This window comes from Pseudohongiella sp. O18, from assembly GCF_021729085.1.
Taxonomy (GTDB): domain Bacteria; phylum Pseudomonadota; class Gammaproteobacteria; order Pseudomonadales; family Pseudohongiellaceae; genus Pseudohongiella.
The window spans coordinates 266524-286849 of record NZ_JAJSAR010000003.1; the positions used below are offsets into that span (position 1 = coordinate 266524).

19 protein-coding genes are annotated in these 20326 nt (G+C 54.6%); 11 read left to right on the plus strand and 8 right to left on the minus strand.

The genetic code is table 11. The features are described from left to right. Window positions 1-34 precede the first annotated feature (34 nt). The 5 genes from LVD14_RS14985 (at window position 35) to LVD14_RS15005 (ending at window position 5955) form a co-directional block, all read left to right on the plus strand. Entirely contained in the window at window positions 35-1075 is a 1041-nt protein-coding gene (locus tag LVD14_RS14985) for an MBL fold metallo-hydrolase (protein WP_237134924.1), read from the plus strand. 104 nt (window positions 1076-1179) lie between these two features. Further along, on the plus strand, window positions 1180-2028 hold the full coding sequence (locus LVD14_RS14990) for a hypothetical protein (RefSeq protein WP_237134925.1): 849 nt from the start codon (window positions 1180-1182) through the stop codon (window positions 2026-2028). 259 nt (window positions 2029-2287) lie between these two features. Beyond that, window positions 2288-3043 carry a response regulator transcription factor gene (locus LVD14_RS14995; protein WP_237134926.1) on the plus strand — a complete coding sequence of 252 codons (756 nt, stop codon included), beginning with the start codon at window positions 2288-2290 and terminating at the stop codon, window positions 3041-3043. Window positions 3044-3048: 5 nt separating this feature from the next. After that, complete coding sequence (locus tag LVD14_RS15000; protein ID WP_237134927.1) at window positions 3049-3420, plus strand: Hpt domain-containing protein; 372 nt, start codon at window positions 3049-3051, stop codon at window positions 3418-3420. 9 nt (window positions 3421-3429) lie between these two features. Further along, window positions 3430-5955: a GAF domain-containing hybrid sensor histidine kinase/response regulator gene (locus LVD14_RS15005; protein ID WP_237134928.1), complete on the plus strand. Its 2526-nt coding sequence runs from the start codon at window positions 3430-3432 to the stop codon at window positions 5953-5955. On the opposite strand, the gene LVD14_RS15010 is transcribed toward LVD14_RS15005, so the two are convergent. From LVD14_RS15010 to LVD14_RS15030, 5 genes are all read right to left on the minus strand, one after another. Then, entirely contained in the window at window positions 5911-7437 is a 1527-nt protein-coding gene (locus tag LVD14_RS15010; protein WP_237134929.1) for an ATP-binding cassette domain-containing protein, read from the minus strand. The genes LVD14_RS15005 and LVD14_RS15010 overlap by 45 nt on opposite strands. Window positions 7438-7448: 11 nt before the next feature. Further along, window positions 7449-8438 (minus strand): alpha/beta hydrolase, encoded by a 990-nt coding sequence (locus LVD14_RS15015; RefSeq protein WP_237134930.1) that lies wholly within the window; start codon window positions 8436-8438, stop codon window positions 7449-7451. A gap of 20 nt (window positions 8439-8458) precedes the next feature. Beyond that, window positions 8459-8896: a hypothetical protein gene (locus LVD14_RS15020; protein WP_237134931.1), complete on the minus strand. Its 438-nt coding sequence runs from the start codon at window positions 8894-8896 to the stop codon at window positions 8459-8461. Between the two features lie 214 nt (window positions 8897-9110). Continuing rightward, on the minus strand, window positions 9111-10901 hold the full coding sequence (locus LVD14_RS15025) for a hypothetical protein (protein ID WP_237134932.1): 1791 nt from the start codon (window positions 10899-10901) through the stop codon (window positions 9111-9113). 324 nt (window positions 10902-11225) lie between these two features. Beyond that, window positions 11226-11852 carry a TetR/AcrR family transcriptional regulator gene (locus tag LVD14_RS15030; RefSeq protein WP_237134933.1) on the minus strand — a complete coding sequence of 209 codons (627 nt, stop codon included), beginning with the start codon at window positions 11850-11852 and terminating at the stop codon, window positions 11226-11228. Window positions 11853-11994: 142 nt separating this feature from the next. Here LVD14_RS15030 and LVD14_RS15035 point away from each other — a divergent pair, with 142 nt between their 5' ends. Both LVD14_RS15035 and LVD14_RS15040 read left to right on the plus strand, forming a co-directional pair. Then, window positions 11995-12360, plus strand: coding sequence for a glutaredoxin (locus tag LVD14_RS15035; protein ID WP_237134934.1), 366 nt, complete (start codon window positions 11995-11997; stop codon window positions 12358-12360). A gap of 14 nt (window positions 12361-12374) precedes the next feature. Beyond that, entirely contained in the window at window positions 12375-12815 is a 441-nt protein-coding gene (locus LVD14_RS15040; RefSeq protein WP_237134935.1) for a DUF2214 family protein, read from the plus strand. A 7-nt stretch (window positions 12816-12822) separates the two neighbouring features. Here LVD14_RS15040 and LVD14_RS15045 read toward each other — a convergent pair whose 3' ends face one another. Continuing rightward, window positions 12823-13500: an alpha/beta hydrolase gene (locus LVD14_RS15045; protein WP_237134936.1), complete on the minus strand. Its 678-nt coding sequence runs from the start codon at window positions 13498-13500 to the stop codon at window positions 12823-12825. A gap of 90 nt (window positions 13501-13590) precedes the next feature. Here LVD14_RS15045 and LVD14_RS15050 point away from each other — a divergent pair, with 90 nt between their 5' ends. Both LVD14_RS15050 and LVD14_RS15055 read left to right on the plus strand, forming a co-directional pair. Beyond that, a complete protein-coding gene (locus LVD14_RS15050; RefSeq protein WP_237134937.1) occupies window positions 13591-14382 on the plus strand; it encodes a class I SAM-dependent methyltransferase in 792 nt (263 codons plus the stop codon). Between the two features lie 32 nt (window positions 14383-14414). Continuing rightward, entirely contained in the window at window positions 14415-14840 is a 426-nt protein-coding gene (locus LVD14_RS15055; RefSeq protein WP_237134938.1) for an SMI1/KNR4 family protein, read from the plus strand. Between the two features lie 22 nt (window positions 14841-14862). Here LVD14_RS15055 and LVD14_RS15060 read toward each other — a convergent pair whose 3' ends face one another. Then, window positions 14863-16251, minus strand: coding sequence for a methyl-accepting chemotaxis protein (locus tag LVD14_RS15060; RefSeq protein WP_237134939.1), 1389 nt, complete (start codon window positions 16249-16251; stop codon window positions 14863-14865). A 331-nt stretch (window positions 16252-16582) separates the two neighbouring features. Beyond that, window positions 16583-18094, minus strand: a complete 1512-nt coding sequence (gene glpD / locus LVD14_RS15065) for a glycerol-3-phosphate dehydrogenase (protein WP_237134940.1) — start codon at window positions 18092-18094, stop codon at window positions 16583-16585. 100 nt (window positions 18095-18194) lie between these two features. Here glpD and glpK point away from each other — a divergent pair, with 100 nt between their 5' ends. Then, window positions 18195-19691: a glycerol kinase GlpK gene (glpK, locus tag LVD14_RS15070; protein ID WP_237134941.1), complete on the plus strand. Its 1497-nt coding sequence runs from the start codon at window positions 18195-18197 to the stop codon at window positions 19689-19691. Continuing rightward, on the plus strand, window positions 19688-20326 hold the full coding sequence (locus LVD14_RS15075) for a histidine phosphatase family protein (protein ID WP_237134942.1): 639 nt from the start codon (window positions 19688-19690) through the stop codon (window positions 20324-20326). Before glpK ends, LVD14_RS15075 begins: the two co-directional genes overlap by 4 nt.

Sequence of the window (20326 nt, forward strand, 5' to 3'; positions counted from 1 at the left end):
ATCATGACAATTTGGTAAATAACAGGAACGCAGCATGATCTTCAGACAACTGTATGATTCGGTATCTTCCACCTACACTTACCTACTGGCAGATGAACACTCGGGTCAGGCGATCCTGATCGACCCGGTATTCGAACAGGTGACCCGCGATCTTGCCATGCTCAGAGAACTGGAGCTCAAACTAAAGATCGTTGCTGATACCCACGCACATGCCGACCACGTTACTGCAGCATGGCTTTTGAAGCAGCATACAGGCTGCTGGATAGCCTCGTCAGCTGCTGCCGGAGCCGAAAACGTTGACCTGCCACTAAAGCACGGCGACAAATTTGGCGTGCAGGGTGTAAAGCTGGAAGTCAGGGCCACACCGGGCCATACCGCCGGTTGTCTGACTTATGTGCTGGACGATTACAGCATGGCATTCACTGGTGATGCATTATTGATCCGCGGCTGCGGACGCAGCGATTTTCAGCAGGGCGATGCATCTCGCCTGTACCACTCCATAACCGAGCAGATTTTCTCACTGCCTGACGATTGCGCCATCTACCCCGCCCATGACTACAATGGACGCACACGCTCGTCCGTCGCGGAAGAAAAGCTGCACAATCCCAGAGTAGGGGGAAATGCAAATGAAACCGATTTTGTACAATACATGAAAGCCATGCAATTACCTCATCCCAAAAAAATAGATGAGGCACTTCCTGCGAACATGCGAAGTGGCAAACCAGAAGACGGCAAGTTACCTGACGAACCCGACTGGGCAGATATTCGCATAAGTTTCGCAGGCATCCCCGAGGTAACACCAGAATGGGTAGTACATAACCAGCCATCTGTGACAATCATTGATGTTCGCGAAGCCGAAGAGGTTGAACAGGATATTTCAATTCTCAGCAACGCCATCAGCATCCCATTAAATCAGCTGCGTGATCGTCTTTCAGAAATACCCGGCGACAAACCGATAGTGACTCTTTGCCGCTCAGGCAAACGATCATCGCTGGCCTACAGCATTCTGAAAAGCGCTGGCTTTGACAAAGTTGCCAACATCCGGGGCGGCATTCTGAATCTTCCTGCCCGTTAATTCAGGCTGTTCAGCAAAGGTTAATACTCAGGCTTCTAGGCTGTCTCTGTAAGCGCCCAATCGCTAGTTGGGCACAGTCAGAGGCAATGCGAAGGAGCAGCGGCATGAGTAACAAGCGAGAAGTCAAGACCATCCGAAACCGTTATATACGACGCCTGTTCGGCATTATACTGCCAGCCTGCCTGCTGATACCGGTCAGTGTCAGTCATGCAGACGAAGAGCATGTTGCAAGTGCCTGCGCCACGCTTGAGTTCATGGCGAAGATGACTGCACTGAACCTGCTGTTGCCTGCCAACAATGATGATGTCGCCGAACTGCAGCTGGCCAGTCAACAAATGCGCGAACTGAATCGCCTTGCCTGCCAGCCGGTTGTGCACGATGGCGGGACACGCTATCAGAACACCTATGCCAATGGGCGCCAGGTATCCATTGATCTGTTCAATCAGGCCTGGTACTTCCCGAATGGCCAGGTTTTCACAACACATCCAGGCCGCAATTCAGCCATCTACTACCCCAATGGTCAGTTGCTGGCATATGGCTGGACACGCGGCGAAGAAACCGTTTTCTGGCCGAATGGAAACCCTGCCACGTTCAGCTTCCGGACCGAGCAGGAGGCGTGGTACTACCCTGACGGGCATATTATTACTTACCTTGCAGGTGTGCAGGGTGCGCGCTGGTTTTATCCGTTCGCGCGACTGGACGGGCAAGTCGGCCAGGAAATGATTTCATCGAAGTGGGGACGTTCCGGCGAATACTTCAGTCACTTGCGGTTCTCCCGGAATGGACTGGCCTTCGTGGAGCAGCAGCGGATCCGCGGCAAGCTGGTGCTGTCTGACGCCGAGCTTCTTGACGTCCCGGGTGTCCTGCTGATGGTGACACGCCTTTACCAGGCTCCTGACGAGGCCATGCTGTTTCTGCCAGGAGATGGCAGCATCGCCGGGGCGCCCTACTGAGGACAGGGCGCTAGATTTGCCCCAGCAACTGCACAACACCCAGCGTCAGCAGCCAGGCGGCCATCACAAAGACGAAGGATCGCCTGGCTTTCACCACCGCGCAAAATTCTTGTTTCATCAGTTTCATACTCCCCACATTTCCGGCGCTTTTTTCTGTTATTATCTGGCTCGCAGTTTCGATAGTGCTAAAAACGGCATCGTTTGTCGTTGATCCAGTTCACAGTCATTGTAAAAAAATGTACGCTACCTGCTTTACGGTATGAATAATAACAATTCGGTATTAATGCTCGTTGATGACGACCCGGTATACACCCGGATACTGTCGCATCAGTTAAAAAATCGAGGCTATCAATGCCTCGTCTGTAATGACGCCACGCAAGTTTTGCCGTCCACTCAGGCTTCCAGCCTGAACGGCGTGACGGACGGTGAATTGCCCGATGTCTTTATTCTGGACTACCACCTGGGCAATGAGTCGCAATCCGGACTGGATTTATGTCGGCAGATACGCGTATATCTGGACAGGCCCGTCATCATGTTATCGAACGACGACACCACAGATATCAAAGTATCCTGCCTGAACGGCGGTGCCGACCAGTACATCGTCAAGCCATGCGACCTGGAAGAACTGGTGGCACGCATCGAGGTAGTGAATCGCAATCGACAGCGACTGTCCCGGGTCTCCGACCATCAGGGCGCGGCACGCTCGGCCATGACCATCCCACTCAGTGAAACCTTCAGGCTGGACCGCCAGAGCCACAGTATTATCGGTGATAATGGGAAATCCGTACCACTGACTGAGAAGGAGGCCGCCTTGCTGGAGCTGTTCTTCTGTCAGCAGCCGCATTTTATCAATCGCTATGGGGCGTTTCAGAGCCTTTATGGCTATGAAATGGATCCCAGCAATCGATCTATCGATATTCTCATCAGCCGCCTGCGCCGCAAGCTGGCAACGGCAGATCCGTCTTTCAGGATTCGTACCCGGCGTGGCGAAGGTTATGAACTCTCCCTGGGGTGACTGACATGAATACGCTTCCGGCTCGAAGCAAATCCTCAGCGCTGTTTGATGCCAAACGGCTCCCGCAGGAACTCGAGTCCGATGAACAGGCTTTACTGCAGTCGCTACACGAGCATTATCAATCCCACTTATCCGCGATCATCCTTGCTTTGCAGAAGGCCATTAACATTGATCAGGACCTGGCCCGGGCTGCCAGCCTGGCGCACAGCGTGCGTGCTTCCAGCATTAGCATCGGCGCGCGACGGGTGGCTGAGTTGATGGCTGAACTGGAAACACACGGTGAACGAGGAGACAGCCAGACATGCCAGCAGTTGCTGGCTCAACTGCAAGAGGCATGGCCAGCAACCTGTCAGGCAATGCGCGAGGCTTTAATGTGAGATGTCCCTGTGACTGAAAACATTCCTCCAATACATGATGCCGGGTCAACACATCGTCTGTTACTGGACCTGGCACTCGCCATTTCGCTTGAAGATCGTGCCGATGTGTTATGTCGACGATTTCTTTCCACTCTCTTCGAACACATACAGGTCCGCTGCGCTCAAGGCTACGCTGCCCTCGAGCTAAAGCCTGTCATGCACGTTCCTGGCGACGAAGCTGTTGTCCTGGTCCCCGACAATTCAACAACACGACAGCTTTTGTCCCGACATGCAGATGAAACACCGGCTGCGATGCGCCACTTTCCTGTTGCGGACAATGCCACACTGATTATTCATTGTGATACCTGGTCACTGTCGGAGACCGACAGCCACCAATTCATGCGCATACTCGACAAACTGGGCAGCGCGCTGCAGCAGTCGCAGAATCGCCTGGGTGAAATCGAGCGCAGCCGCCGCCTGTCGCTTGCCACACATGCTGGTGGCATTGGTGTCTGGGAGTACAAACTAAGCTCGCAGACACTGAACTGGGACGAGGAAATGTTCAGGCTGTTTGAGGTCGACCCGGCACAGTTCAGCGGCGGTATAGATGACTTCCGGCGCTGGCTTGACCCAGCAGACGCGGCCGATGTGGTTACCCTGCTTGGCAACCTGATCAAGCTGGACCTCAAAGAACCAGCCGAATATCAATTTCGCATCACAACGCCAGGCGGCGTGACTAAAAAGCTGGCAGGTTATGCCTCCTTGACGACAGCGCAAGATGGTTCAGCGCAGATCATTGGGGTCAACTACGATATTACCGAACTTGAGCTGGCGCGCACGCAATCGCTTTACCGATCGCAATTGGAAAATCTGCTGATCACGCTGTCAATGAAAATGGTCAGGGCCGATGCCACGGAAATTGATTATCTGACAACCGAAGCTCTGCGCGACGTTGGTCAGTTTGTTGGTGCGGACCGTGCCTATCGTATGGATTATCTGTTTGACGAGCGCATCATACGCAACACCCACGAATGGTGTCGGGACGGTATAACGCCGGAAATAGACAACCTGCAGAACGTGCCTATCGATGACATCCCTCTATGGGTAAACACCCATACCAGCGGCCTGCCATTCTATTGCACTCGCGTATCCGAGCTCCCTGAGGACAACGTCCTGCGCAATATACTCGAACCCCAGCAGATTCGTTCCATCGTCACCATTCCATTGATCGACAATGATCGCTGCACCGGATTCATCGGCTTTGATGCCGTACACCAGGAACGTCACTGGACTGAAGTTGATATCACCATTCTCAAGCTGCTTGCCGAGCTGCTCGTGAATGCCGAGCGCAGACGGGGTCATGAGCAAGCGCTGCAGGAGGCCAATGCAGCACTGCGCAATTCGCGGGATACCGCCGAAAGGCTGGCCAATGATGCGCGAGCTGCGAATGAGGCTAAATCACGTTTTGTGGCACGCGTCAGTCATGAAATTCGCACGCCTTTGCATGCCATCATGGGTTTGACAGATATCGCACTGGAGCATGTCGACGACCGCCGGTCACGACAGACCTTACATGCCATTCATGATGCCGGCGCAACGCTGCTGGAGATCATCAACGACATTCTCGATTTCTCCAAAGTTGAGGCCAATGAAATCACCATCGAAAAGGTCGTGTTCAGTCCCGCCGATATTCTGGAGAAACTGAGTCGCATGTTTTTGCCACTGGCAAAACAGCAGGGCCTGGAACTGATTGTGAATCTCGATGATTCTGGCCACATGCCACGAATCGGCGACGCCTTGCGCATTCGTCAGATACTGCACAACTTTGTCAGCAATGCGATCAAATTTACCAGTATGGGCTCTGTGTCCGTGAGTGCCACGGTTAAAGATGAGGATTTACTGTTCAGTGTGACGGATACCGGTATTGGTATCGCCAGCGCCGATCAACCTCGCCTGTTTGACGCGTTTTATCAGGTTGATGACCGCGATAGCCGTTCGTACTCCGGCACCGGGCTTGGGCTGACAATAGCCCATCAACTGGCCAACAAACTCGATGCCACAATCGCTGTCGCCAGCGAGAAAGGTAAAGGCTCCACTTTTACGCTGCAGTTGCGCGCACCGCGCGCCGCCATCCAGGCCACAGAAGATATTGCTGCCGACGGAGCGCCCGTCAAAAGTCGCCCTCTAAGCATCCTGCTGGCCGAGGACGACCCCATTAACCAGCAATTAACCAAAGCTTTTCTGGCCAGCAGTCATTGCCTTCTTGATATTGTCCCCAATGGGGCAGCCGCAGTAGACGCCGTCCGCAATCATGACTTCGACCTCATTCTGCTGGATTGTCAGATGCCGGTGATGGACGGTTATGCGGCCACAGCCCAGATCAGGGAACTATCAGGGCCACGGACGCCCATAGTCGCCATCACCGCAAGCGCCCTGGAACAGGACAAACAACGCTGCCTGCAGGCGGACATGGATGATGTCCTGACCAAACCGTTCAGTAAAAGAGAGTTGTTACGCCTGATTGAACGCTGGACGGCTACGCCAGCGACCGACTGAATCTTCCTCATCCATTGCGCAGATTAAATGGTGATTGATACTGCGTGGTGCATCTTCGTCAGTGTGACTCACGTAGATCAAATGTGTTTGTCCTTGTGCTGCGATCAGGTCCAGTAGCTGCAGCAGTCTCGCCCTGTATACATCATCGAGGCCGACGCAGGGCTCGTCCAGTATCAGGATCAGTGGTTGCTTTACCATGGCACGGGCCAGCAGCACAAGCCGCTGTTCACCAAAAGACAACTCACTGAAAAAACTTTCAGCGGCACCAATCAGCCCCAGGGCCTGCATCCAGGCTTTGGCATGAGCACGCTGAGTCGCACCAATATCTGCATACAGCCCCACGGTGTCGTGAAAACCACTGCAGATAACATCAAGCACCCGCCAACCGCTGACGTATTGACGCTGTAGTTCGTTGGAAACAATACCGAAGTGCGCCTTCACATCCCAGACAGACTCGCCCGTGCCACGGCGATGGCCGAACATAACAACATGCTGGCCGTAGGCTTTGTGGTTGTCGCCGTCGAGCATGGCCAGAAGTGTTGATTTCCCGCAGCCGTTGGGACCTTCCACCAGCACGTGGTCACCCCAGTTCATCTGCCAGCTGAAATCACGAAACACATGCTTATCGCCGTACTGGACACTGACGTGTTTCAGTTCAATCAATGGCTGTGATCGACTGGGCGAGATGGCACTTTTTAATCGGTTACTGACGGTCATTGTCGGCGTCTCAGGCAAAGTGATGTCACTGGGCAACTGTGGAGACAACAACTGCTGGCAATAAGGGTGTTGGCTGACAGGCCCTGTTTCGCCTTCAGTAATCATTTTCAAATCACGAATGAGGGCCATATGGCTCAGTCTGGAAAACAGCTGATTCTCGCGTCGAGCAAGCAACAGGGTAGTATTTCCAGGCGTCATCCATTCGGTAAGCGCCTGAGTGATGACGGTTACGCTGTCTCTGTCGATACTTTCCAGCGGTTCGTCCAGAACCAGCAATCTCGGACGCTGGGCAAGTGCACGGGCGATCAGTGCACGCCGGAACTGCCCTGAGGAGAGGAAGCGAATCCCCCTCTCAGCAAGATCATGGATACCCAGCGCTCGCAGGTAATACTGAACCTCACTGTCGTTGACCCGAGCGAGACCGGAGGCCAGCGCCCAGACCGTCGTCCCACTGTCTGCCCCACTGGCTTCAAACTCACTGACATCAAATCGATTGTCGCGCTGCCATAAACGCTGCTGCTCTTCAAATGACACAACACACACGTCGACGCGCGGATCAAAACCATCGTGATACATTATGTGCGAGCGGGCCAGCGGGAGTTTACCAAGCAGAGCATCAAGTAACAGCGTTTTGCCAGCACCGTTGCCACCAAACAGACACCAGTGCTGGCCCTCCCGGATTTCGAAGAAATCCACCTGCAACTGCAACCGGCTGGTAACCCTGCAGTTGAGGTTCTTGATTGAAAACAACGCCTGATCAGTCATCGCCCTTGAACTCAGGGACGGTTGCCCAGCGCACGCTGCATGATTTCGTTCTGTACCGGCATGAATTGCCCAACTGAGCGCCGCCAGTATTCGGAGTTGTGACGGCCCTGTGTCTGCATGTAGGTGAATGGGACGTCGTTCAGCAGCAGTACCTGCATGAATTCGCGTGCGTCATTGATCAGGCCATCACTGAGTCCGGCATCGAAATAAAAATGTGGCAGCTGACTCTTTGGCACATTATAGATGATCTGAAACGGGTCGTAGGCCCGCGCCTGCTCCACGGTGGCGAAGTCCACACCTAGCGGATTTCGCTCTTCCTGCGTGCTGAATCCAGGGATATCAATAATCTGGGATATGACGGCGTCTGCCCGCGCCAACTCGGGCGAATCGGCTGCGGTACGCGATTGTGGCGCTGGTCTTTGCTGTGCGATTGCGTCTGCGCGCTGTCTGGCATGAGTCAACGCACCACTGGTGCTGGCCACTGACACAAACATGTCCGGGTGACGCAGCGCCAGCATCAGCGCACCGTAGCCGCCCATCGACAAACCAGCAATCGCCCGTCCTTCGCGTCGGGCATGAGTCCGGAAATTCGCATCGACGTAGCCTATAACGTCCTCGATAATATGATCTTCCCAGTGATTGCGCTGCCCGCCTGCACTTTCCGCATAATTGATATACCAGCTATTGCCGGCATCTGGCATCACCACTATCAGCTCACCGATATTGCGGGCGTAGAACGCAGCCCCAAGGTTTCGTCCCCACACAGTATAGTTCTGCATGTAACCATGCAGCAGATACAGCACAGGGTAGCGTCTGTCGCTTTGTTCGTAGTCAGGCGGCAAAACGATATCGAACTTCATCCGGCGGCCAACGGCAGGACTGTCAAAGCTGATCGTCTGCAGTCCATCTGGTAGTGGTGCAGAGGGCGGGGACTGGGCAAAGGTTGCAGAGAAGCAGCTCAGGCACATCACCAGGAGCAGTGTTTGTCGTAGAGAATACACCTGAGAATCTCCTTTCAGTCTTACTGTGGCGGTGGTGCCAGTGAGTCTACTGGTAAAGGCCCTTCGTAGCGTTGCCGATCTTCCTCGGTTGCCGCCTCTCGACACTCACCTCGCACTTCGAAATGCTGCAGACCCTGCTCACGATACAGCTCAAAGAAGCCGGTGCGGCAGTACTCAGTCTGAAGAAGGACGTTATCAATACGCTCTGTGACATCATATTCACCGATTGGAAGCTGTTGTCGCCGCGACGGATCAACGGGTGTCTGGACGGTGGCGGGCTGTGGTCGATGATAGTTACGCTGAAACACAAAAAACTTTGTGCCGTCTGCCGAAATCTCCGGGATGAGAAGCTCATCAGCGGAAGGTGCCTGCCACCTGGGGCCACCCCCGCAGGAAGACAGGACCAGTGCAACCAAAGCAGTGATCAGGACAGGACGGCTTGCTGACAATATGTTCATTCACATTTCCAGATTGGAATCGGATCACGGCATGGGTCTGTTACTGCTGTGTTGAGCTGCTTCGATGTTAATCGATCCCGGCAAGTGCTGTACAGCCCAGCGCCGCTGGCTGGCGACTGCAAAGCAGACTGAGCAGAATTCCTGGCAATCCACCTCGGTTCCGGCAAAAAAAAGGGCGACCGACTGGTCGCCCTCTTACTGCAACTTGCTCAGCTTAGTTTGTGCTGCTGACCAGGTTAGCGTCGTCTGATTCGGCCTGAGCCTGGTAGCGGCTCTGGTCTACGAACTTGTAGTAGACCTGACCGAAGAACATCTCATCCCAGCTCTGGTCACCCCATGGCACTTCACGTGCAGGATCAGGGTTGGCTTTGTTCTGGGTTGAGTTGTCAAATGCACCGGTAACTACAATACGAGTACCTGCGGGAACACGCTTTTGCTCAGCCAGTTTGTATTCCATCTGCCAGTTATAGTCGTAATTGGCGATGTTGGCCAGCAGCTCAGTAGAACCATCCGGGTAGTGTGCTTCGAAGCGCATGTACTTGCCACGGAAGTGCATGTGCGGCAGGAAGCTGTGCAGATACGCATCGTCCGGGATCACGATTTCGGTCTGCTGCTCGAAATTGGGATCGTACGGAGGAATGTTGGTCCATGTAGGTGTAAAGATACACGCACACTCGCCTGTCATACGCTCTTCCGGAATCTCATCTTCATCGTAGAACCAGACACCAATGCGGCTGGCATCTACTGACTCACGGCCGGTTGTTGTGTAATGAAGCTGAATAGCGATGGTAGAGCCGTCCATCAGCAGACCACCGGTATTGGGCTCTTCCACGTATGGCGCAGCACCAGGGATGTAGGGCGTGATGTAAGCCTGATTCGGATCAGGCGTGCTTACAAAGCCGTTTCCGCTAGGGCGCACACCCGGCTTGAACAGTGCGTTCAGCGTGTGGTGCAGCACAGTGCGGTCACCAGGCATATACTGGCTGGCCTTCACGTAGCGATCTTTGCCTTCCGGCAGATTGATCGGGATGAATTCATAGCGGTAATCCAGGACACCGGTTGCGGGAATCTGCTGCTCCGGAATCTCGATTACGTAGTCCGGCTCGCCGAATGCCCACTCGGTTGGTGGCCACTCAATCATCGCCAGCGGATCTGTGGAGCCATCTTTCTGCGAACCTGCCGCAATCCAGTCCAGCACCTTGCGCTGATCTTCGAAAGGCACAACGTAGCTGTTACGGAAGTTACCCACATGCGGGTCCATCTGGCCCGGCGGCATACGCTTGGTCATCAGTACTTCGCGGATCATCGGGCTCCAGCCCTGCACCATCGCATGACTATTAAGAGCGAACGGTGCTACACCACCTTCGCGGTGACAGCTTGCACAGTTTTCAGCAATGATCGGCGCTACGTCTTTCTCGTAGGACACTGAGCTTGGATCACGCTCCACATATTCAACTTCCGCGCCGCTGGCTGCCACGTATGCGGTGCTGACGGCATTGCCGGCTGCAACCTGGGCCAGTGCATCAGCGAATGGCTGACCAGCATCACCACGGTAAACAACCGAGAACGATTTGGGGTCGTATATGACAGCTTCGCCAAAACGCTCAATACCCATGGACTCGGAAACAGCCTGAACATCATCGATCAGCACAGGTATTTCGGTATTCAGCGCGGCAACATCTGCTGCCACTTCGTCACGAGCCTCACCCAACGGGTTGATCATCATGAACTGAATACCCTTGTCAGCGTATTCCGCTTTCAGGGCAGAGAACTGGCCAAGTGCCGCACGGGTTTCTTCGGCGCCATTACCCTGCACCAGAAACGCGATGGCCTTGTTGTTGTCATACCACGCCATGTGGTGGTAATAACCCTCGTGATCGAGAAGGGCAAAATCCCCAACCCGCTCATCGGCAGCATGGCTGAAGCTTGCGCTAAAACCCAGTGCCAGGGCAGTGATGGCGCCACCAGCTGCCATCCTGCTGCTCTTTCGAATCCAACTGATCATTTTACCCCTCCGACTAAAACCAGCTAGCCAAAACCACTCTGGCTGAGCCAAAAATTGATGCGATTCAAACCTTAGTTTAAAAGACCCGCTTGAGCCGCTAGTCCATTCGGGCGGCGACCATTATCAGATTAACTGATACCGCTTATTCGCAGCGTTACTAAGACATTGAAAATCAGGCGATTAAACTATAATTCTGAGTCTATTCAGGATTCTGATCGTACCACCGTGCGGTGCAAAGTCAAATGACGAAAGTCATTTTCTGAGGCGCTGGATTGCCGGCGTACAGCACACCTGGCGACCACAGCCATAGACAGGTCGGATTGTTCAGTTTAGCAGCGCGTGAAGCGCGTTGCGCAGGCTTTTACGGAACTCGGTTTCTGAGTGGAATCCGCACAGATAACCCTGCAGCAGGTGATAGTAGAGGGCGAAAGCGCTCCAGGCGGCGGTACCGGTATACAGATTCTTCGACAAACGCCCGTCTCGCTTGGCTTTTTCTATAAGTTTCATCAGCTTGGCGTAGGTGCGGTTCATGATCTGATCGATATCTTCGCGGCGTTGCTCTGTCGCAGAAAACGACAGCTCCTTGAGCACAGTGCGGGACAGCACCTCATCCTGACTGAGGTAGCGGATATGCCCATCAAAGAAAACCATCAACTGGTCAATTAATGGCGCATCTGGCTCAATTTCCGCATAGGATTGCTCAATCATGCTGATGATGTCGTCTTTAAAGACCATCACCAACAGATCTTCCTTGCTCTTGGCATACAGATAGAGTGTACCCAGGCCGACATCGGCTTCCGCCGCAATATCCTGAATCGTGGTATTGGTGAAGCCTTTCTCGACAAAAAGGATACGGGCCGCCGCGACGATCCGCTGCAAGCGGATTATCTTTTTGCGCTCACGCAAACCCAGGGTTGCGAACGCAGGATTGTCGGCAGGGTTTACCGTCATATCGACCACCTTGTCCGAGGCCCGGAATTTAGTGTCGTCTGCAATGTATGAACACCTGATTTATCTTGCCGTAATTTAACGGCGCTAAAGATTACCATACTCAGTTATGACACAATAGCGTTTATTTGCCGCGGGAAAAGCAATGAGTGAGACCGATCTATCCCCACAAACCTCAGATATCAATGCCCTGCTGGGTGTCAGCAAAACGCCAGTGACAGTCTTCACGCTGTCCTGGTGCAGCTATTGCCACGCAGTTAGACAGTTGCTGGATCATCTGAAAATTGCATACACCACTGTGGAGCTGGATACCGGAGAGTACGCCAACCCAGACCGCCATCAACAAATGCGGCGTGAACTGCTGGAAATGACCAGCAGCCGGACACTGCCGCAGGTTTTTGTGGGAGCCTCACATAACATCGGTGGCTATACAGAGACCAGGCAGGCAGCTCAGAGTGGAAAACTGCAGGAACTGGTTAATGCGCAGCTGGTCGCCCGGCAGCAAAATTGACGGTATGAACTGACATGATCACGGCGGCAATTGATTTCCTGCATCTCATCGCGCTACTCGGCTGGGCAATCGGCTTGCTAATAGTTGCCATGGCGCCGCGTGAAGCTGTCAGCCACGACGACCTGAAAGGGATAGTAAAAGTCTATCAATGGACATTAATCGCCTTGCTGACAGCAATCACTGCAGGACTGACCTTGTGGCTGATGGTTGGAAAACCGGCAGAATTCTATAGTAACAACCCACTGTTTCACGCCAAACTGTCCCTGGTTGCTTTGCTCATTCTGTTGACAGCCTGGCCTGCCGCATTCTTCTGGCGTCAGCGGCACACACTGACACCGGACAAACACATCGAGGACACCCCCGGCGCCATCACGCGACTACAAAAAGCCGCCGTGGCAGTGGTTATCGTGACCCCGGTTCTGGGCTGGCTGGTGGCAAGAGGCATAGGATACTAGTCGACCATCAGGCGGACCTGGTATTCAGCGTCGACTGAAGCCAGCTTGAGATATCCCTGATTTCCTCCAGACAAACGGTATGCTGCATTGGGTAGCTGCTGTATTCTGGCTTGTAGCCTTTGGCCTGCAGCGCAGCGACTGCCTGCTGTCCCAACGCCTCTCGCACGACCGGATCGGCCGTGCCATGAAAGACTCTGATTGGCAGCTCTCGATTCGCCTGATTGACTGTCACGGTGTCGGCCGTCGGGAAGTAACTGGACAGCGACATGATACCTGCCAACGGATGTGGACAGCTAAGGCCCGCCTCCAGCACAACCGCTCCTCCCTGCGAGAATCCAGCAAGGATAATGCGTCGACTATCGATGCCAGCCGCCATCTGGGCTTCAACCAGTTCATGCACGGCTGCAGCCGATGCGCGCAGCTGAGTTTCATCCACCCGCCGGCTGACATCCATTTCCAGAATGTCATACCATGCCGGCATGACATACCCCTGGTTTATGGATACCGGGATCGATGGTGCATTCGGAAAAATAAAGCGTACCGCCATGTCAGACGGAAGTCGCAACTCGGGTACAATGGGGACAAAGTCGCTGCCATCGGCACCCAGGCCATGCAGCCATATAACCGCCGCATCGGCGTGTCCATCCGGGCGGGTTTCTCTGACAAGCGCGGGCAAATTAGTCATCAAGCATCCTTCGCGGTTCAATTGTTGATTTAGGTAATTTCGACATTATAGGAAACTTTAGGGTCAATCGACCACGCAAGAGGAACAACCATGCTGAACAAGTCGACACAGCACCTGGCACACATGCTTACCGCGGTATGCCTTCTCGCTGGTCTGATGACCGGGGCGCTCGCGCAAAGCCTGGACGGCGAGGCGCTCAAGGCACAGATCAGTGGCAGTGATCGCGACATCAGCGATCGAATGCGTGATTCAGCCCGACAACCTGTGGAGGTACTGCAGTTTCTGGGTCTGGAACCAGGCATGACGGTGCTTGATGTGTATGCCGCCGGTGGTTATTACACTTACATACTCTCAAAAGCGGTCGGCCCGGCTGGAATCGTGTACGCGCAGAACTCGCCGAGGGCGCTTCGTTATGACGAAGATCGCACCGACATAAGTCAGGGCGACGCGCTCGCCAACAAGATACGGGACGGCCAGTTGCAGAATGTCGAGCGGATCGATCGCGGCATCCAGGACTCGGGACTGCCAGAGGCTTCTGTAGATTTTGTGCTGGTATCGCAGATTCTGCACGATTACTTTAACCGCAGCCCCGCGAGCGCTTACAGCCTGCTGGTCGAGCTGCATCGTTTGCTTCGACCAGGCGGCATTATCGGCATCATTGATCATCATGGTGCACCTGGCAATGACAACCGCCGACTGCACCGCATGGTGCAGTCCGATGCAGAGCAGGTAATTACTGATGCGGGCTTTATCATCGAGGCGGAGAGCGAGCTGCTGCTCACTGATGGAGACAACCCGCGTCGATCAATTTTTGATCCCATGCTCAATCGTGGAACCAGCCAGTTCCTGCTGCGTGCCCGCAAACCGGCCGACTCTCTGTAATCGCCCCCCAGGTATCTAATCAGGTAAACACCATGGAAGACATCATCGATCTATTGCATGAATTGAGTGAGGACGTACCAGTTGCGCTGGAGTTGCCTGATGACGATCTGCTTGTCGAGATTGAGGAAGAGCTGCTGCTGTCATTACCCGACGACCTGCGGGTTTACTTATTGGAGGCCAGCGACGTTGTGCTCGGATCCTTTGAGCCGGTAACAGTAACCGATCCGCGCTCACATACCTATCTGCCTGAAGTCGCGGCGATCATGTGGAATGAAGGTATGCCGCGCCACCTGCTGCCGGTTTGCCAGGCTGGATCGGGTTGCTACTGCATCAGGGAAGACGGTGTAATCCTTTACTGGAATGGCGAAAAGCTGGGCAAGGATCCGGAAGGCAACAAAGAGTGGCAAAACCTGTGGGAGTGGATCAGGGACACCTGGCTCCCACAGGCAGAGGAATAAGCTTCGCGCCCGAACTGAGGCGCTACAGCAATGCCGATAGCCGGGCGTCTGCACCCAGCACTCTCACCAGCTTGCCATTCTGAAACACCGGAACCGATACCGTAAAACAGAACTCGTCAGTGGCCGACGAACGGTACACATCGGATATATAGGTCTTTCCGGTGTCAACGACCCGCTTGAACCATTCCCGTGAACGCCAGTCTTTACCTCGTGCCGATGCCCTGTCCGCTGTCGGCGACAGATCAGCGGCAAAAATATTCTCGGAAACCTGAATTCCATCGGCACCAACCAGGTACATGAGTTCGAACTGTTGGTGCTGGTTGAGCGCTGTAGCCAGTCGGGACTCCATGCTTCCACGATCGTGACTGACAAGCTCGGGTGCCGCAGCCAGCTCCGCAATAACCTCACCGGCAAGCCTGTGAATCTGCAACCGGAAACCACCCAGACCTTCCAGCAGCGAGTCGCTCTGGACATGAATTGCATGTCCGAGCTCATTCACGCGCGCCGCCTTGGTCTTCATATCCGCCGCTACACTTGAGACTGTGTGCACGTCACGGTTGACCGCCTGCATGGCCTGACTCATCTGCTCGGTGCTGGATACTATGCCATGAAATCGCTGATCAAGGTTATCCATGGCTTCACGGACTTTGCAGAGCTCCTGGCCAATGTGCTCCACACTATCCGAACCTGCTGTCACTGCTTCACGCATCTCCTTGCCCGCGACGCCCAGACCCGCCACCTGCTCGGTAAAATTCTCAATAATCATTGAAACCTGGCTGGTGGCATCTGTTGTGTTGTTGGCCAGAGCCCTGACCTCTTCGGCAACGACAGCAAATCCACGCCCGTGCTCGCCGGCCCGAGCGGCTTCAATGGCCGCATTCAGGGCCAGTAGATTGGTCTGTCTGGAGATATCGGAGATGGACGAGATTACCTTGACGACTTCCTGCAATTGCAGCTGCAGGCTCGCGATGACACTGCCGAGATGCTCTTCAGTGGCGTTGATGCGAGTGATGCTCGATCGGGTGCGGCTACTGTCAGCTTCACAAGTACGTATGGCATCCGCCACTTCGGCCGACAATTTGGCAACATCCTGCGTCGCTGGCAGCAGTTCAGCTTCAATAGCAGTGGTAACCTGCTCACTGCTGCTGGCGATGGCTTCCGACGACTGCGCCAGTTGCTGTCCCGTGCGCGTCGTGTCACTGGCAATGGCGGACATTTCAGGCGCCTGACAGGCGATGGTCACGGCAGCCTCAATGCAGTGTTTGATTCGGCTGTGCAAAGTCTGTTTCAGTGCAGTCAACGCAGCGTCATGTTGTGCCCCGGCGCCAGCGCCGAGATCCAGATTCCTTGCAAGTTCATCAATTGACTGTTCAATATTGCCGCGAAGCCGAGAGTTCGACAAAAACTTCATGATTAGCAACTCCTTCCGTGGACTACTGCTTGTTGATATCTGCTTCTGATGCCACGATCACACAGTATTGACTGAAGCAATTTCAGTGCCATTCGCGTGTCATCGCGCTCACTTTATGGCATACGACGCAAAATTTGCCGACAATACGAGGGCTTGCTGAGACTGACAGCAATCTGCGCGGGTTCCCGGCTGGAGCGAACGCGCTACCTGCTGTCCCCTGGAGAGCTTTTGTCACTCCCGGGTGCAAGCCAGTCTGCACCAACGCGGACACTTGAATCAGGCATTCGCACCAGCTGTGTGCAGATCAGATCACCAGAGCAGACGCCGTTTATCAGGTATCACGTGCCATGTAACCTTCTAAATCAAGAACCTGTTCCTGCGTAAAACGGATACCCAGCTTTGTTCGTCGCCAGAGTATGTCGTCGGCCGTCATCGCCCATTCTTTAGCGATCAGGTAGTCCACTTCGCGAGCATAAAGACCCGGGCCAAACTGCCGGCCAAGATCAGCCACTCCATTCACACCATCAAGTAACTCTCGAGTTGATGTGCCGTAGCGTTTCACCCAGGCGGCAATCTGTTGAGCTGGTAAAGCCGGGTGCTCCTGTTGCAAAACGCTCAGCAATGAAGCCTGGTCAGTAAAATCACCTCCCGGCAGATTGGCGGTCCTGGTCCAGGGCTCCCCCATGTCGGGAAATATCTCACGAAGCTGACGAAGTGCCGACTCAGCCAGATGCCGGTAGGTTGTGATCTTGCCCCCGTACACCGTTAACAGTGGTGCCTCGCGCCTGTCGAGCTGAAACGAGTAATCACGGGAGACTTTACTGGCGGACTTTCCGACTGCCTTATCGCTTTCCTCTTCTACCAGCGGCCGGACACCCGCGTAGGTATGAACAACATCGGCTGGTGATATATTCCGCTTGAAGTACTGGTTAACCACGTCACACAGATATTCGATTTCCTGCGACGAGATTTTGGCATCTGCTGGATCGCCGGCGTAATCCTCCTCGGTCGTGCCTATCAAGGTGTAGTCATCTTCGTAGGGAATGACAAACACTACCCGGCCATCAGCATTCTGCAACAGGAAGGCCTCCTCGCCAGGATGCATTCTTGGTACCACAATATGCGATCCTTTCACCAGTCTCACCGCCCGGTTATCGGTGCCTGATTGTGTGAGGACACGTGTTACCCATGGCCCTGCTGCATTAACCACACAGCGAGCACTCACTTTTGTGACCTCACCACTGCGCTCATTCAGAAGTTCAGCCAGCCAGCGACCTTGTTTTCCTTTCTGCTGCGCTGTCAGGTTGACACAACGATGGCGCGGCAGGACCTGGGCCCCATTGCTGGCAGCCTGCAGGGCATTAAGAATGACCAGGCGTGAATCATCCACCCAGCAGTCTGAATATTCGAAACCACGCCGGTAATCGGAGCGCAGTGGTCCGTCGTCACTGAAGGAAATGCTGCGGGATCCGGGTAAAGTGACACGGCGAGCCAGGTGATCGTACAGGAACAGGCCGATGCGAATCATCCAGGCCGGGCGCAACTGCTTGTGATGAGGTAGCCGAAACCGCATCGGCCAGATGATGTGAGGGGCGGCACGCAGCAGCACCTCGCGCTCTTCGAGCGACTCGTGGACCAGTTTGAACTGCCAGGTTTCGAGATATCGCAGACCACCATGGATGAGCTTGGTACTGGACGAAGAAGTCGCACCGCCAATGTCTGCCTGGTCACACAGGACCACTGACAGACCTCTGCCTGCTGCATCCGCGGCTATGCCGGCTCCATTGACACCTGCTCCGACTACCAGCAAGTCAGTTTGTATAACGCCTGATTGATCCGGCACTTTGTCCCCCTGTACACCGTTTACGTATCGAACGTATGTTATAGTAGCACGCAACAATAAGCGAAAAAGGAGGCCGGTGCGATGGAAACGGAAAACACCTATGAGTGACTATCTGTTGGCTATTGATCAGGGAACGACAAGCAGTCGGGCCATCATTTTCACGCGGAATGGCGAGCGCGTCGCAGTTGGTCAGCACGATTACCCACAACACTACCCCAATGACGGATGGGTCGAGCATGAAGCCGAAGATATCTGGACAACAACTGTCCAGAGCTGTCGTGAGGCTCTCACTGCCAGTGGAATCCAGCCGTCAAAATTGGCCGGTATCGGTATCACCAACCAACGCGAGACCACGCTGATCTGGGATCGTCGCAGCGGCAAACCCATCCATAAAGCCATCGTCTGGCAGGATCGTCGCACTGCAGCCTTCTGTGAGAAGCTTCGATCACGCCTTGAGCGTGAGGGACGTCCCGATCTCGTCCAGAAAAAAACCGGCCTTCTTATCGACTCCTATTTCTCGGCCAGCAAGATCCACTGGCTGCTTGAAAACGTGACCGGCGCACGCGACGCGGCAAAGGCAGGGCATCTCGCTTTTGGCACAATCGACACTTTCCTGTTGTGGCGCCTGACTGGCGGCAAGGAACACAGCACCGACGCCACGAACGCCTCTCGCACCATGCTGTTCAATATCCAGACGCAGCAATGGGATGAAGAATTACTGGATCTGTTTGATATCCCAGCCTCATTGCTACCTCAGGTTAAGGATTGCGCTGCCGACTTTGGGCAAACCTCGTCTGAGCTGCTGGGCGCGCCCGTGCCAATCTGCGGCATGATTGGAGACCAGCAGGCTGCAGCGTTCGGGCAGGCCTGTTTTCAACCTGGTATGGCAAAGAGTACATATGGCACTGGCTGTTTTCTGCTGATGAATTCCGGCGAACAAATTCTGGAATCTCGCCACAACCTGCTTGCTACCGTGGCCTACCGGCTTGACGACAAGCCTGTTTACGCACTGGAAGGCAGCATCTTCATGGCAGGTGCCACCATGCAGTGGCTGCGCGATAAACTTGGCCTGTTCAAGTCAGCCGCAGAAACTGAGGCCCTGGCCAATCAGGCTGACCCTGGATTGTCTGTCATGCTGGTGCCAGCATTCACTGGCCTGGGAGCGCCCTGGTGGGATGCCGATGCGCGTGGTGCGATTTTCGGTTTGACACGTGACGCAGGTATCCCAGAGATCGTTGCTGCCGCACTGATGTCGGTGGCCTACCAGACCAAGGACCTGCAAAAGGCCATGGAGTCAGATGGTCAGCGTCCAACCATGCTGCGCGTAGACGGCGGTATGGCAGACAACAATTTTGCGATGCAACGACTTGCCGATTTATTGGGCGGCCCTGTCGACCGACCACAGATCACGGAGACAACCGCCCTTGGCGCCGCCTTTGTAGCAGGTCTGCAGGCTGGCCTGTATGGCTCACTCGAAGACATTTCAGTGCTGTGGCAGCTGGAGCGTCAGTTCGAGCCTACCCAGCCGAAAGAGTGGCGCGACGCTCAGTACGCCCGCTGGCTGGACGCCGTGCGCAGAACCCGGAGCCAGTCATGAGAACCTTGCATCTTATTCGGCATGGCGAAACAAACTGGAATCGCGAGCGGCGCGCACAGGGACAGCAGGAATCTGTTCTGACTGACACTGGCCGTGAGCAGGCCAGACAACTGCGACAGGCATTACGCGACATTCCAGTGCAGGCTGTTTTTGTCAGCAGCAGTCAGCGCGCCCGCGAAACGGCCGAGATCGCGTTCAGCGAGCGAGACGTGCCAATGGAATATTGCGACCTGCTCAGGGAAATCAATATGGGACCCTGGGAAGGACAACTGTATGCAGACATCCAGAAAAACGATCCGCAGCGCTATCATGCATTCTGGAATCAACCTGATGCGTTTTTGCTGAGCGGTGCGGAGACCTTTGCCGACATCCAGCATCGAGCGCTGAGCAGACTGGAAAAAATACTGGCAGAAACTGAGGCAGGACATATCGCGATCGTCAGCCACGGCGTCTGGATAAAATCGCTGCTGTGTGCAATCGAAGGCCGCGACCTTGCTGATCTGTGGCAACCTCCTGCCATGCATAACTGTGCACGCAGTACGATACAAATCCAGCGCGACGGCAGTCGTCGTATAACTCTCTATTGCGACAAACCTTACGAACACCCTTCCGTGGAGATTCAAAATGAGCACTGA